This window comes from Kribbella sp. NBC_01510 (assembly GCF_045040325.1).
In the GTDB taxonomy this organism is placed as follows: domain Bacteria; phylum Actinomycetota; class Actinomycetes; order Propionibacteriales; family Kribbellaceae; genus Kribbella.
Genome location: NZ_CP109418.1, coordinates 7,028,623 through 7,043,120 on the forward strand (window position 1 = coordinate 7,028,623; position 14,498 = coordinate 7,043,120).

Annotated in this window: 12 protein-coding genes; 4 read left to right on the plus strand and 8 right to left on the minus strand. The window is 69.1% G+C overall.

Translation table 11 applies throughout. The features are described from left to right. Positions 1–23: 23 nt before the first annotated feature. From lnt to OG558_RS34775, 6 genes are all read right to left on the minus strand, one after another. Entirely contained in the window at positions 24–1,592 is a 1,569-nt protein-coding gene (lnt, locus tag OG558_RS34750; protein WP_405066771.1) for an apolipoprotein N-acyltransferase, read from the minus strand. 555 nt (positions 1,593–2,147) lie between these two features. Further along, positions 2,148–2,537 (minus strand): hotdog domain-containing protein, encoded by a 390-nt coding sequence (locus OG558_RS34755; RefSeq protein ID WP_405066772.1) that lies wholly within the window; start codon positions 2,535–2,537, stop codon positions 2,148–2,150. Further along, entirely contained in the window at positions 2,538–3,296 is a 759-nt protein-coding gene (locus tag OG558_RS34760; RefSeq protein WP_329477018.1) for an OAM dimerization domain-containing protein, read from the minus strand. It abuts the gene before it with no gap. Continuing rightward, positions 3,293–4,921 carry a lysine 5,6-aminomutase subunit alpha gene (locus OG558_RS34765; RefSeq protein ID WP_405066774.1) on the minus strand — a complete coding sequence of 543 codons (1,629 nt, stop codon included), beginning with the start codon at positions 4,919–4,921 and terminating at the stop codon, positions 3,293–3,295. Before OG558_RS34765 ends, OG558_RS34760 begins: the two co-directional genes overlap by 4 nt. Then, the gene (locus tag OG558_RS34770; RefSeq protein WP_405066775.1) at positions 4,918–6,507 is read right to left on the minus strand and encodes an amidohydrolase; all 1,590 of its coding nucleotides are present in this window, start codon (positions 6,505–6,507) and stop codon (positions 4,918–4,920) included. Before OG558_RS34770 ends, OG558_RS34765 begins: the two co-directional genes overlap by 4 nt. A gap of 3 nt (positions 6,508–6,510) precedes the next feature. Further along, positions 6,511–7,554 (minus strand): L-erythro-3,5-diaminohexanoate dehydrogenase, encoded by a 1,044-nt coding sequence (locus OG558_RS34775; protein WP_405066776.1) that lies wholly within the window; start codon positions 7,552–7,554, stop codon positions 6,511–6,513. Between the two features lie 145 nt (positions 7,555–7,699). On the opposite strand from OG558_RS34775, the gene OG558_RS34780 reads away from it, so the two are divergent. After that, the gene (locus tag OG558_RS34780) at positions 7,700–9,187 is read left to right on the plus strand and encodes a KamA family radical SAM protein (protein ID WP_405066777.1); all 1,488 of its coding nucleotides are present in this window, start codon (positions 7,700–7,702) and stop codon (positions 9,185–9,187) included. 160 nt (positions 9,188–9,347) lie between these two features. Next, positions 9,348–11,006, plus strand: coding sequence for a hypothetical protein (locus OG558_RS34785; protein WP_405066778.1), 1,659 nt, complete (start codon positions 9,348–9,350; stop codon positions 11,004–11,006). Here OG558_RS34785 and OG558_RS34790 read toward each other — a convergent pair. Further along, a complete protein-coding gene (locus OG558_RS34790; RefSeq protein WP_405066779.1) occupies positions 11,000–11,683 on the minus strand; it encodes an HAD family hydrolase in 684 nt (227 codons plus the stop codon). The genes OG558_RS34785 and OG558_RS34790 overlap by 7 nt on opposite strands. 148 nt (positions 11,684–11,831) lie before the next feature. Further along, the gene (locus OG558_RS34795) at positions 11,832–12,272 is read right to left on the minus strand and encodes an Lrp/AsnC family transcriptional regulator (RefSeq protein ID WP_328520724.1); all 441 of its coding nucleotides are present in this window, start codon (positions 12,270–12,272) and stop codon (positions 11,832–11,834) included. 71 nt (positions 12,273–12,343) lie between these two features. Here OG558_RS34795 and OG558_RS34800 point away from each other — a divergent pair, with 71 nt between their 5' ends. Together OG558_RS34800 and OG558_RS34805 are read left to right on the plus strand one after the other, a co-directional pair. Next, the gene (locus OG558_RS34800) at positions 12,344–13,264 is read left to right on the plus strand and encodes a 5'-3' exonuclease H3TH domain-containing protein (RefSeq protein WP_405072253.1); all 921 of its coding nucleotides are present in this window, start codon (positions 12,344–12,346) and stop codon (positions 13,262–13,264) included. Continuing rightward, positions 13,261–14,463, plus strand: a complete 1,203-nt coding sequence (locus OG558_RS34805; RefSeq protein ID WP_405066780.1) for a M20 family metallopeptidase — start codon at positions 13,261–13,263, stop codon at positions 14,461–14,463. The genes OG558_RS34800 and OG558_RS34805 overlap by 4 nt, the downstream gene beginning before the upstream one ends. The last annotated feature ends 35 nt before the right edge of the window (positions 14,464–14,498 follow it).

Consider the following 14,498-nt stretch of genomic DNA (forward strand, 5'->3'; position numbering starts at 1 on the left):
GCCAACCCTGAGCGGACCCTGGTTCAGGCCGGGACCTTCTCGCGACTTGGGGTGGCGGCCGGCGGAGTCTGCGGGCCGTCGTCGGTACGCCGCCGGCGCCGGGCGACCAGCGCCAGCGCGATGCCAAGCAGCCCCAGCCCGGTCAGGATCCACTGCGGCCACGGGCCGAGGGTGCTGGCCAGCGTCCGGGCGTCGCGCACCGGAACCGTCGCGACATAGACATCGGAGACGAACTGGCCCGACTTGTGCTCGACCGTGCCGTCGGGGCGGACCACGCCGGAGATCCCGCTGGTGGACGCGATCAGCACGGTCCGGCCGGTCTCGATCGCCCGCATCCGGGTGATCGCGAACTGCTGCTCGGGCTGCCCGGTCCCGCCGTACGTCGCGTTGTTGGTCTGCACGATGAGGACCTGGGCGCCGCCCTTGATCAGGTCCGAGATGACGTTGTCGTAGACGAGCTCGAAGCAGATGATGTCGCCGTACGTCACATCGCCGATCGACATCACGCCCGGGACCTTGCCGGGTGCGGTCTGCGCGCCGATCATCTCGAGCCGCTTGATGTACGGCAGCAGCTGGTCACGGAACGGGATGTACTCACCGAAGGGCACCGGGTGCCGCTTCGCGTACCGCTGGCCGGGGCCGCCGGCCGGATCCCACACGATGCCGGTGGTCTGCCGCTCGTTCGGGCCGGGGCCCTCCGTGACCGCACCGACCAGGATCGGCACGTCGACAGCCTTCACGGCCTCTTCGATGTCGGCCCGCGTCTCGTCGTCCTTGTACGGATCGATGTCGGTCGAGTTCTCCGGCCAGATCACCACGTCCGGCTTCATCTCGGTGCCGTCCTGGACTCGCTTCTCCAGGTCGAGGGTGGCGGCCAGGTGATTGCGGGTGACGGTCCGCGCGCGGCCGAGGAACTCCAGCCCCTTGCCGGGGACGTTCCCCTGCACAATCGCGGCCTTCACGGTCTTGCCGTCGCCCTGGGTGGACAGGTTGATCAGCGAGCTGCCGAAGACGATCGCCACCCCGGCGACGAGGGCGACGGCCCGGAGCCGCAGTCCGCTGTTCGGCCGGAGTACGGCGTACAGCAGAACGCCGACGAAGGCGACGACGAAGCTCAGCCCCGGGATCCCGACGAACGCGGCCAGCTTGCCGAGGGACTCGTCGGAGAACGCCCACGCGAGCTTGCCCCACGGGAAACCGCCGAACGGGACCGCAGCGGTCGCGAACTCGGTCGCCACCCATAGACACGGGATCCACAGCATCCACAGCTTGAGTTTGAGCACCTGCGTCGCGAACAACCCGAAGACGGCGTAGAACAGCCCTTCGAGCACCGCCAGTGCGATCGCGGCGTCGCCACCGATCACGCTGAGCCAGGGCACCAGGACCGCGTAGTACGCGATGCCGAAGCCGGCACCGATCAGGAAACCGCCCTTGGCCGAGGCGCCGTTCAGCGCGGCCAGGAACAGGGGTACGGCGATCACCGTGAGCCACGGGTGGTCGTGCGGTTCGAAGGCCAGCCCGAGCAGGGCGCCGGCGGCGACCGCGACGGCAACCCTCGGCAGGACGCGCCCCAGAGCCTTCAACCGGTCCACGCGGTAACCCCTTGTCCTCACAAGCCCCGGCGGACGCCGGTCGCACGACCGTACAACGTCCCGGACACGCAAATGTATCCGGTCGGTAGCCATTCGGCACCGATCGCGGAAAGTGATGGGGTGACGACGCTCCGGAAGAGGACGAGGCTCAGATAAGAGGAAAGAGGCTCGGCGCTCCTTCGGACCAACCGGCGATCCGCTGGCTGCGAACCGAACGGCTGTTGTCTACTGGGCGCCGAACCTCTTCCACCTCTGCCCCGCGGGGGGCTCACCACCAGCGATCTCAGCCCCCGTCGACTCAAGCCTGGCACTGGCCTGGTCAGCGTCGCGGGATCATCCGGTGGCCGAACTTCGTGTGACCGTGGATCGAACGGGATATGACGACTCCCAAAACGATGCTCGCTGACGGCGACGGTGTCAACCTCTCCACCGGCTCCTTGAGGCCGTTGTAACACGATCGCCCGCCCTGCAAGGGAAAACGAGATTCCCTCACCCGAGTCACGTTACAGAGCCGTCTCGGCACTCCATGTAATCGTTACCCAGGGCAACTAACCGTCACCCGACCGGTACGACGACGGTCCCTTTTGCGCGCGTGATCACAAGCGGTTCGGCCAGCACCTCGGCCGCCGACTCGGACTGATCCGGCCGGCCGCGGCAGACGACGTACGCGCTGAACTCGAGGTCGCGGCTGCGATTGCCGACCCGGGTGATCGTTGCCTGGACCTCCACAACGTCACCGGCCCGCAGCGGCTGCAGGAACTGCACATCCGAGTACGACGCGAACAGCCCCTCGTCGCCGTCGGCCTGGATGCAGACCTCGGTCGCCACATCGCCGAACAGCGCGAGGACGTAGGCACCGTCGACCAGGTTCCCCGCGTAGTGCGCGTGGCTGTACGGCACGTACCGCCGATGCGTCGCGGTCAGCCCGATAGTTGCCTTTGACACCTAAGCGCTCCTCTTGCTCGGGGCATGCTTGCGTTTGGTCACCAGCGCGTCGACCAGATAGCTGGCCACCTCGCCGGGTGTGGTGCCGCGGCCGAACACCCGGTCCACCCCGAGCTCGCCGGCCATCTGCTCGGTGAAACGGGGGCCTCCAGCAACTAATACCGGACGAGTGTCCTCGGAGTACGCCTCGCGGAAGGCGGCCGACATCTCCTTGGTGTTCAGTACGTGCGCCTCCCGCTGGGTCACCACCTGCGACACCAGGATCGCGTCTGCCTTCTCCGCCTTGGCCCGGCGGACCAGCTCGGGTACGGCGACCTGGGCGCCGAGGTTCACCACCTTCAGCTCGCGGTAGTACTCCAGGCCCTTCTCCCCCGCGAACCCCTTGATGTTCATGATCGCGTCGATGCCGACGGTGTGCGCGTCGGTGCCGATGCACGCACCGACCACGGTAAGCCGGCGACGTAGCCCCTTGCGGATCGCCAGGTTCGCGTCCTTCGGCGACAGCAGCGGGTAGTCCCGCTCGATCACCTCGACCTTGGACGTGTCAACCAGGTGGTTGACCGGCCCGTAGACCACGAAGAACGTGAAGTCCGGACCCATCGCCTTCGAGTGCACGACCAGCGCCGGATCCATGCCCATCTTGTTGGCCAGCTGGACCGCCGCGCCCTCGGCCCGCTTGTCGTGCGGGATCGGCAGCGTGAACGACAGCTGCACCATGCCGTCCCCGGTGGTGTCGCCGTACGGCCGGATGATGCTCACCGCCGCGTCTCCTTCCCTGCGTCCGAAGAAGTGTGGCCTATAACCCTCGGATCTTCGGACGTAACTTCCTCTAGTAGGTCGATGGCGGGGTTGTAGTAGGCGTCGGAGCGTTTCGCGACCCCGTCCAGGCCTCGGCCGGCGTCCTGCGGGCGCTTCATCAGGCCGAAGGTGCCGTCGCCGATCGCGTTCAGCAGACCGTCGTCGACGATCCGCTCCAGCAGCTCCACCGACTCCCCCAGCACCTGCCGGGCGCGCTGCGCGATGAAGCCGTCCGGCGCCGGATGGAAGTCCTCGTGCAGGTTGCCCGCGGCCCCCAACACGTAGCGGACGTTCTGCAGCGCCAGGTCCCGGTCGGAGATCCACGGTGTCACGACCGCCTCGGTCATCATGCCGACCAGCAGGATGCCCTGGCCCGTCATCGCGCCGACCAGGTTGAAGAAGCCATCGAGCAGGTAGCCGCGGAACACGTCGCCGGTCATGTGCCGGGTCGGCGGCATCCACTTCAGCGGGGCGTCCGGGAACAGCTGGCGGGCCAGCATCGCGTGCGCCAGCTCGAGCCGGAACGAGTCCGGCAGGTCCGGGTTGATCTCGAACGCGTGCCCGAGCCCGAGCTGCCAGTCCCCCAGACCCGCCTCCTTGGCGAAGTACTCGTTCAGCAGCTGCGACACCGTCACCGTGTGCGCGGCCTCGACCGCGTCGGCGGTGGTCAGGTAGTTGTCCTCGCCGGTGTTGATGATGATCCCGGCCCGGGCGTGGATCTGCCGGCTGAACCGCTGGTCGACGAAGGTCCGGATCGGGTTGATGTCGCGGAACAGGATCCCGTACATGGAATCGTTCAGCATCATGTCGAGCCGCTGCAGCCCGGCCAGCGTCGCGATCTCCGGCATGCAGAGGCCGGAGGCGTAGTTGGTCAGCCGGATGTAGCGGCCGAGCTCGCGCGACGACTCGTCCAGCGCGGCCCGCATCAGCCGGAAGTTCTCCTGCGTCGCGTAGGTGCCCGCGAAGCCCTCCCGGGTCGCGCCCTCGGGCACGTAGTCCAGCAGCGACTGCCCGGTCGAGCGGATCACGGCGATGATGTCGGCGCCCGCGCGCGCCGCCGCCTGGGCCTGCGGGATGTCCTCGTAGATGTCGCCGGTGGCAACGATCAGGTAGATCCACGGCCGCTGCTCCGGGTCACCGTGCCGCTTGATCAACCGGTCCCGCTCCCGTCGCCGCCCGTCGATCCGCTTCATCCCGGCGGTCGCGGCCTTCCGCGCCGCCGCCCGAGCGCGGACGGCGTCCCGTCCCTCAGGCAACCGGAACGCCACGGAACCCGACGCAGCCTTCTGCGCCAGCACGCCGAGGTCTTCCGCCTCACCACGCACCAACGCGTCCCACACCGGCAGGGCGAGGCCGTGCTCCAGTCCCACGTCGGCGCGGACGGTGTCCGCGAGCCGGTTGACCCACGGAATGCCCTCGGTGTCCGCGCCGGTCAGCCCGGCCAATCGCAGTACCGCTCGCTCGACCGACACCGTGGTGTGCTGCCGAGCCAGGTTGACGATCGGGCGCCCGGCCTTGCGAGCCAGGCTGCGCGCCTTCCGAACGGTGACCGGGTCGAGGTCGAGCTTCTTCTTGGCGCGCGTCATTGCGACCATCCTTCGGCGTCGTACACGATGCGGCCGCCGACAGCGGTCCGCAGACAAGTGGGCACCGGCATGCCCTCGCGCAGGTCCGGCAGCACCGGCACTCCCGCACGCGGATCCGTCGACCAGGCCGCGACGCGTTGGTCCGGCGTCTGGACGACGAGGTCCGCGTCGCTCCGCCAGATCGCGTACGTCGCGGCCGTACCGGGTGCGAGTACGCCGGCGTCGTCGATGCCGGCCGCTCGCCAGCCACCACGGGTGTGTGCCTGGAACGCGGCCCGCACTGTGATCCGCTCCGACTTCTCGTGATGGAAGGCGGCCGCTCGGACGGCCTCCCAACCACCGAGCTCGGTGACCGGCGAGTCCGAGCCGAACGCGAGTACGACGCCGGCCCGGGCGAGCGACCCGAAGGGGTTCATGCCCTGCCACCGGTCGCCGACGCGCTCGGCGTACATGCCGTCCGGGCCGCCCCACAGCGCGTCGAACATCGGTTGGACGCTGGCGACGACGCCACACCGGGACAGGGTTGCGATCGTTGCCTCGTCGACCATCTCGACATGTTCCAGCCGGTGCCGTGCGGCGACGAGCGCCTGGACGCCGACCTTCTCGGCCGCGAGCTCGAAGCCGCGGGCGATGTTGTCGAGCGCCTGGTCGCCGATGCAGTGGAGGCCTGCCTGGACGTTCCGTTCGGTGCAGGCGATCACGTGCTCGGCGATCTGCTCGGGGGTCAGATACGCGTGACCGCGGTGGTCCGCGCGGTCGGCGTACGCCTCCCGCAGTGCCGCCGTCCGCGAGCCGAGCGCGCCGTCCGCGTTGAGATCGCCGGCAAGACCGGCCAGGTCATACGTCGCGATGTGCTCGAAGACGCCGGGCTCACCCCAGTAGAGGGTCGCTGCCAGCCCGAGTCGGTCGGCCACCTCCCGCACGATCGGCAGTTCCCACAGCGGGCCGATGTGCGGCGCCGCCATCTCGTGGAACGCGCCGATCCCCTTCGATGCCATCGCCTTCAGAGCGGCCTCGATGTCCGTACGGCGCTGGTCCGGCCCGATGAGTTCGCTCAGCGCGTCCCGGACGGCGTGATGCGCGTCGCGCTCCACCCGGCCGCTCGGGTCGTAGCCATCGCCTTGCGCAGCCGGAACCAGAGCGGACGAGATCACTCCGGAGTGACCGTCGATCCGGGACAGGTACACGCGGCGGCCGTCAGCGGCGCGATCAAGCTCCTCCGCGGTCGGCGGCCGGCCCTCCGGCCACTTCGTCTCGTCCCAGCCGGCGCCGTCGATGACCGCATCCGCCGGCAGGCTCCGCGCGAACCCCGCGAGCCGGTCGAGCGTCTCGGCCAATGACGTCGTACCTGCGAGGTCGAGGCCGGTCAGCAGCGCGCCGGACTGCGCGGTGTGGACGTGGGCGTCGACGAAGGCCGGCGTGACCAGCTTGCCGTCGAGGTCGATCACCTCGTCCGCGCCGTCGGCGTACGAACCCGCGCCGGTGTCGTCACCGAGCCAGGTGACCACGCCGTCGTCGAAGGCGATCGCGGTGGCATGCGGGTCGGCAGGTGAGTAGACGGAACCGTTCGTCAGAAGTGTGCGCACGAACTAATCCTCCGCCAGCCTGCTCTCGAACAGTCCGCGGACACCCGGCTCGGCCCGTAACAGCTCCAGCGCATAGTCCGCATGGCCCGGCACGTACCCGTTGCCGACCAGCATCGTCACGTCGGCGGCAAGGCCTTCCGCACCGAGGGCCGCGGCCGAGAACGACGTGGCCATCGAGAAGAAGATCACCGTGCCACCCGCGGCCGTCGACAGTACGGCGCCGTGCTCGCAACCCGGTACGTCGACACACACAACCGTGATGTCCGACGGTCCCCCGGCGTCCTCCACCGCCTTCGCCAGCGCTACCGGATCCCGGGCATCGGCGAGGGTGACGACGTCCGCGATCCCGGCGTCGGTGAGCCGGTCGTGTTCCTGCTGGACAGGCACGATCCCGATCGTGCGCGCTGCTCCGGCGGCGCGAGCGGCGGCCAGTGACAGCGAGCCCGATTTCCCTGCGCCGCCAATTACTGACACGACAGGTTTTGTGCCTTTGTCGACATACTGGCGGACCACGCGAGCGGTCAGCGCGGGTGCGCCGCAGACGTCCATAACGGCCAGCGACAGCTCGGGCTTCAGGTCGTCGGGCAGCTTGGCGACGATCGACCGGGCGAACAGGATCGCGTGACCTTGCGCCGGGACCTGCTCGCCCTTGCCGTCCCAGCCGGCGAGCTCATCGGTGATCTGCAGCGGCGTCAGCGTGAGCGAGACGAGCGTGGCGACGCGATCACCCTTTTGCACACCAAGGGGTGACTCCGGACCGACCTCGTCGACCACGCCGACGAGCATGCCGCCGGAGCCGGTGACCGGGTTCTGCATCTTGCCGCGGGTCGCGACGATCTCGAGCACCGCGCGGCGGATCGCCGTACCGTCGCCGCCGTGCGCCTCGGCGAGCTGGCGATAGGACGCCGCATCCAGGTTCAGCCGCACGACCGCGATCCGGACCTCGTCCGGCCAGATCTCCGGGCGGGCGTCCAACTGCTCCGCCGCCTGCGGCAGGACGCCGGCGGGTGCGAGTACACGGTGCAGTCCCACAGGGCTGGACGACACGGGCTCCTCCTCGGTTGAGATCGGGCAAAATACTACTGAAAGGGTAGTCTGGCGAGAATTCTTGCGGCGTACTGTTGGATCTGAGGGAAGTTCTATCGCTATCCTCACATGAGACCGCGCCACCCCTGAAGCCCCCGGAGGACTCGTGACTGACCTGATCAGCCCCGCTGAGCTGCTTGAGGGTGGCGCCGTACCGGAGCCCCGCGACGATCTCGCCGACCAGCCGTACGCATACCAGCGAGCCGAGCTGGTGGAGCCTGATTGGACCCGGATCCCCGGCTGGAAGGACGTCACCGCCGAGGAGTGGCGGTCCGTGCAGTGGCAGCGGTCGCACTGCGTGAAGAACGTCAAGCAACTGCGTGACGTGATGGGCGACCTGCTCGAGGAGCGGTTGTACGAGGACCTCGCCCGGGACCAGGCGGAGCGGGCAACGATGTCGATGCTGCTGCCGCCGCAGATGCTCAACACGATCGTGCCGAACGGCGCCCCGGACTACACCGAGGCGTTCTACGCGGACCCGGTCCGCCGCTACATGCTGCCGGTGTTCTCCGACCGGCGCAGCGACTGGCCGTCGCACCCGCATGCGACACGCGACTCGCTGCACGAACACGAGATGTGGGCCACGGAGGGGTTGACCCACCGCTACCCGACCAAGGTCCTCGCGGAGATCCTGCCGACGTGCCCGCAGTACTGCGGTCACTGCACGCGGATGGACCTGGTCGGGAACTCGACGCCGGTGATCGAGAAGCTCAAGTTCGTCGCGAAGCCGCAGACCCGGCTCGACGACATGCTCGACTACCTGCGCCGTACGCCGGGAGTCCGGGACGTGGTCGTGTCCGGCGGCGACGTGGCGAACATGCCGTGGCCGCGGCTGGAGTCGTTCCTGACCAGCCTGCTGGAGATCGAGAACATCCGCGACATCCGGCTGGCGACCAAGGCGCTGATGGGGATGCCGCAGCACTGGCTGTCGGACGACGTCCGGGCCGGCGTCGAGCGCGTCGCTCAGCTCGGCCGGCAGCGCGGCGTGATGATCGCGATGCACACGCACGTCAACGCCGCCCAGTCGGTCACGCCATTGGTGGCCGAGGCAACGAAGGCGATGTTCGAAGCCGGCCTGCGCGACGTGCGCAACCAGGGTGTGTTGATGCGTGGCGTGAACGACTCGGTCCCGCAGTTGCTCGACCTGTGCTTCGCGCTGCTCGATGGCGCGACGATCTCGCCGTACTACTTCTACATGTGCGACATGATCCCGTTCTCCGAGCACTGGCGGGTGTCCGTGAAGGACGCACAGCACCTGCAGCACGGCATCCTCGGGTACCTCCCCGGCTTCGCGACCCCGCGCATCGTCTGCGACGTCCCGTACGTCGGCAAGCGGTGGGTGCACCAGTTGTCGGAGTACGACGCGGTCCGCGGCATCTCGTACTGGAAGAAGAACTACCGCACCGGCATCGAGCACCAGGACCCGGAAGCGCTGAACCGCACCTACGAGTACTACGACCCGATCGACACCCTCCCGGCCGAGGGCCAGGACTGGTGGCGCCAGCACGCCGGCATCTCTCTGGCCGAAGCCGAGAAGCGCGCCGCCGCCTCCCGCAACGCCGCCGAGGCCCAGAAGCTCCTCGAGATCAACTAACACAATCAGCCTTCGGTGCCACCGATGCAGGGGGTGGCACCGGAGGCGTTCTGCAACCCGCGACCCCCCGCACCCCTGACGGTGCCCCGGGCAACCGCTAGCATCTGGCGTCGTCCATTGTGCGGCATGTCTGGGGCATGCCGCGAGCTCGGGAGTCCGTGTGCGGGTCGTCCGCTCTGTTCTTGGTGTCCTGCTTGCCCTCATCGGCCTACTCGTCGGCCTGGCCGGCGCCGCCGCGGCCTTCTGGCTGATCGGCCCGGACAACACGCTGAAGTCGGGTGATCAGCACGTGACCAGCAAAGGGCTCGCGATCGCGAGCTCACCGGAACTGCTAGACCGCCACGGTCCGGTGCTGCACGTCGACGCGCACTCCACCAACGGCAAGCCGGTCTTCGTCGGCGTGGCCCGGGACTTCGACGTCGCGAGCTACCTCAAGGGCTTCGCGCACACCTCGCTGGTCCAGGTGCAGTACCCGATCGCTCTCACTACCCAGGAGCAGAAAGGTGCCTCAGGCCCGCTCGCGGCACCGGACACCCTCGACTGGTGGGTCGCCAAGGCGAACGGCGCCGGCACCCAGTCGATCGCCTGGCCGATCACCGACGGCCCGTACGACGTGGTGGTGATGACCGCGGACGGCAAGACCGCCCCCGACGTCCAGGTCAACCTCGGCATCGAGATCCCGCACGCGTTCCTCGCTGCCCTCGGTGTGCTGCTGGCCGGACTGGTCTTGCTTGCCGTCGGCATCCTCTTGATTCTGGTCCGCCGCCGGCGTCCCAGCGCTCCCCACCAGGTCTTCACGGCGCCCGGCGTACCGGCGCGACAGGGGCAGCCGGTAGGGCCGATGCGCCGGGTCGCGGCGGTCGGTGTGGTGGTCGCGCTGGCGAGTAGCTGCTCGGCGATCCCGGAGCGCGACACCCTCGCGAGTCTCACTCGTCCGGCGATCGGCAACGAGACCGCCGCGGCCGTCGTCAAGCACTACAACGAGGTCAACAACGCCGCCAACCACCGCCGCGACGACAAGCTCATCGCGACCATCGAGGGCGGGACCGTGGTCCGGGAGAGCCAGGCCGGTTACGCGATCAGCCGGACGCTGGACAAGGCCGGCAAGGACCTGGTCAAGCCGTTCACTTACACCAAGCCCGTGGTCGGGGCGCCGGAGTACGGAACGTACCCGATGCACTTCGTCGTGTCCGCGGGCATCTCCGACACCAAGGACTACCGCTACCTCGGCGTCTGGGAACGCGCCACCGCGGGCAGCCCGTGGATGCTGACCTTCGCCGCCGCTCCCCCGGCCGCGGCCAAGGTCCCGGACATCACCGGTCTGCGCACGGTCACGAACGGCGGCGCCAAGCGATTGGCCGCCGCCCCGCAAGCGGCCGCGACCGCACTCGCCGAGTACCTGACGGCCGGCGCGAAGTCTCCGCGGGCGGCGTCGTTCGCGCCGAACGCCAGTGTCACCAAGGTTCTCGCGAGTGCGGCCGACTGGCGGTCGACGGCGGCGAAGCAGCCGAAGATCTACCAGAACGTGACCGAAGACTTCAGCATCGACACCCCTCCGACCGCGTTCGTCACCAAGTCCGGCGCGGCGCTCGTCTTCGCGACCGTCACCGAAGACTTCAAGCTCGAGAACGGCGCCGGCTACAGCTTCAACTGGTCCAGCGGTGACCCTCTCGGCTTCAGCCCCGCCACGGTCAAGTACCAAGGCGGCCTCACCAGGACCACCCTGCACGACGCCGTCCTCCTGGTCCCCGCCAAGGGCGCGGGCAAGATCACGGTCCTCTCCTTCGAGTCCCAACTCATCGACGCCGGCGGCTACTGACCGGCGAGATCGGCCAGGTGAATCACCGCGGGGAGTTCGGCGAACGACGAGATCGTCGGGCCGGTCCAGGTCGGGTCGCTGTCCGCGTGCTCCGTCGTACGGATCGCGTACATGCCGAGCGCGGCGGCCGCCTGTAGCTCGTTGTCCCGTCCGTCACCGACGTACACACACGAGGCCGGCGGCACGTCGAGCGCGCTGCACGCGGCGAGGTAGATCTCCGGATCCGGCTTGGCCGCGCCGACCTGGGTGGAGAACGCCGTGGCGTCGAAGTACGGCGGAAGCGGGCTCGCCGGCCACTGGAGCTCGGTGTGGGCGGTGATGTTGCTGACCAGGCCGATTCGCCACCCCGCCGATCTCAGCGCGGCCAAGGTGGCGAGCGTGCCGGCCGGTACGGCGTCCACCAGGCGGCGGGAGAGTCCTTGACGGACGGTCGTTGCCTGCTGCACCTGTTCGTCCGTCGGGTCGCCGCCGGCGCGCCGGGTGATCACGCGGATCGTGTTCGGCAGGTCGCCGTACGCGCCGGTGAACCGCTCCCGCGAGGTCGCGTCGAACTCGCGAGCAAACGCATGAGGGTCGACACCCAGCACGTGAGCCATCTGCTCGTGGACCGCATCACGCTCGACCTCACCGCCGGGGACCAGAGTGCTGAAGAGATCACTCAGAAGGGCTCTGCGCACCCCTCGACCCTATCCGCCCTCCGGGCGATCCACGGGAGAACGGGCTGGAGCAGCTCGACAGGAGGTAGTCGGTCGCGCGAGCAGATCCAGCCTGGCTGCAGGCGGGGCGACCGATCCAGCGCGGCCGCACATCCTGTCGATCTGCCCGCTACAGCGCCGGGGGGCGGCGTTCGTACGGGGTGCTGAGGACGATCGTGGTGGTGGTGGAAACGTTGGCTCGGGCCCGGATGATGGCGAGGAGGTTCTCGAGGGCACCCGGAGAGGCGACGCGGACGACGAGGATGTAGCTGGAGTCGCCGGCGACCGAGTAGCAGGACTCGATCTCGCGGACGTCGCGGAGGCGCTCGGGCGAGTCGTCCGGCTGGGACGGGTCGATCGGGCGGATCGAGATCAGCGCCGTCAGCGGCAGGTCGAGCGCGGTGTGGTCGATGGTTGCCGAGTATCCCTGGATGATGCCGCGCTGCTCGAGCCGCTTGACCCGCTGATGCACCGCCGACGTGGACAGGCCGGTCGCCTTGCCCAGGTCGGTGAAACTCATCCTGCCGTCGGACGCGAGCAGCCCGACGATCTTGCGGTCCAGGTCCTCCATCCTGGAGACCCTACTGCCGCGACGCCCCGGCATGAAAGCATCGCCCCATGGCTGAGACAGGACAGCGGCTGATGCTGCTCGACACCGCGTCGCTCTACTTCCGCGCGTTCTTCGGCGTGCCGGACACGATGAAGGCCGCCGACGGTACGCCGACCAACGCGATCCGCGGGCTGCTCGACTTCATCGCCCGCCTGGCCGAGAACCACCGGCCGACCCACCTGGTCGCCTGCTGGGACGACAACTGGCGCCCGTCCTGGCGCGTCGCGCTGATCCCGTCGTACAAGGCGCAGCGGGTCGAGTTCGTGACGCCGAGGGGTGAGCAGGTCGAGGACGTGCCGGACCGGCTCGAGGTCCAGGTGCCGTACATCCGCGCCACCCTCGAGGCGCTCGGCATCGCGATCGTCGGCGCGCCCGACCACGAGGCCGACGACGTGATCGGCACGCTGTCGCACCAGGCGACGATGCCGGTGGATGTCGTCACCGGCGACCGTGACCTGTTCCAGCTGATCGACGACAGCCGCGGCATCCGCGTCGTCTACACCGCCGCCCGTGGCGTCGGCCGGGCCGAGGTGTACGACGAGAAGGCGCTGCTGGCGAAGTACGACATCCCCGCCAGCCGGTACGCCGACTTCGCCACGCTCCGTGGTGACGCGTCCGACGGCCTGCCCGGGGTGAAGGGCATCGGCGACAAGACCGCTGCCTCACTCGTCACGGCCTACGGCGACCTGGACGCGATCCGGGCCGCGGCGGCCGACCCGAGTACGCCGATGTCAGCGTCGGTGAAGCGGAAGATCCTGGAGGCGAGCGACTACCTCGACGTCGCCCCGAAGGTGGTCGCGGTCGCCAAGGACGCGCCCGTCGGCTCGTTCGACGCGGAGATCCCGCACGAGGTCAAGGACCCCGAGCGCTGGCTCGACCTGGTCGAGCTGCTCGAGCTCGGCGGCAGCGCCCAGCGCGTGATGTCGGCGCTGAAGCTGGGACCGAAGGCATGAGCGCGACTCTGGAGCTGGCCAAGCAGTTCAGCGACGAAATCATCACCCTCCGGCACGCGCTGCACCAGGTGCCTGAGTTCGACCTCGAGCTGCCCAAGACGCAGCAGCTCGTCCTCGAGGCGCTGGCGGGTCTGCCGCTCGAGATCACTCTCGGCAAGGAGCTGTCCTCGGTGACCGCCGTACTGCGCGGTGGTCGCGGCCCGGGTCCCGTCGTACTGCTGCGTGGCGACATGGACGCGCTCCCGGTGACCGAGCGGACCAACGTACCGTTCATCTCCCAGCACCCCGGGATGATGCATGCCTGCGGCCACGATCTGCACGTCGCCGGGCTGGTCGGCGCGGCGAAGGTGCTGTCGGCGCTGCAGGCCGAGTTGCCGGGTGACGTCGTCTTCATGTTCCAGCCGGGCGAGGAGACCAGCGGCGGTGCGCCGATCATGATCCGCGAGGGCGTGCTCGACGCCGCCGGGCGCCGGGCGGATGCGGCCTACGGTCTGCACGTCGGGTCCGCCGGCCAGCCGCTGGGGATGTGGAGCAGCAAGCCCGGCTCCTTCATGGCCGCGGCCGACCAGTTGCACGTGCGCGTCGTCGGCGCCGGCACGCACGGCGCGACGCCGTACCGCGGCAAGGACCCGATCCCGGTGGCGTGCGAGATGGTGACCGCGTTGCAGACGATGATCACCCGGCAGTTCGACGTGTTCGACCCGGTGGTGCTCACCGTCGGGCGGATCGCGGGTGGCACGAAGGAGAACATCATCCCGGACGACGCGGTGTTCGACGCGACCGTGCGGACGTTCTCCGAGGCGACCCGGACCAAGGTCCAGCGGACGTCGACGCAGCTGGTCGAGGCGATGGCGGCCGCTCACGGGCTGGTCGCGGAGGTGGACTACGAGATCGGCTACCCCGTCACGGTGAACGACGCCGCGGAGTACGGCTTCGCGCGGGACACCATCGTGGACGTCTTCGGCGCCGACCGGTTCCGCGAACGGTCCAATCCGCGCTGCGGCGCCGAGGACATGTCCTACGTCCTGAACGAGGTCCCCGGCGTCTACCTCAACCTGAGCGCCTGCCGATCCGCCGACCCCGACGCGGCCGCGGACAACCACTCCCCGCTGGCCGACTTCGACGACTCCATCCTCCCCGACGCCGCGGCGCTGTTGGCCGAACTCGCCGTACGGCGGCTCGCTCGCGGGCTCGAATAGGGAGAAATCCCGATTCACTGGCCGTCGAGACGCCA

What these genes read in the sequence shown, in the direction of transcription:
- OG558_RS34800 (WP_405072253.1), top strand. Translation starts at nt 12,344, where the DNA reads ATGCTGCTCGACACCGCGTCGCTCTACTTCCGCGCGTTCTTCGGCGTG.
- OG558_RS34765 (WP_405066774.1), bottom strand. Translation starts at nt 4,921, where the DNA reads ATGACGCGCGCCAAGAAGAAGCTCGACCTCGACCCGGTCACCGTTCGG.
- OG558_RS34795 (WP_328520724.1), bottom strand. Translation starts at nt 12,272, where the DNA reads ATGGAGGACCTGGACCGCAAGATCGTCGGGCTGCTCGCGTCCGACGGC.
- OG558_RS34805 (WP_405066780.1), top strand. Translation starts at nt 13,261, where the DNA reads ATGAGCGCGACTCTGGAGCTGGCCAAGCAGTTCAGCGACGAAATCATC.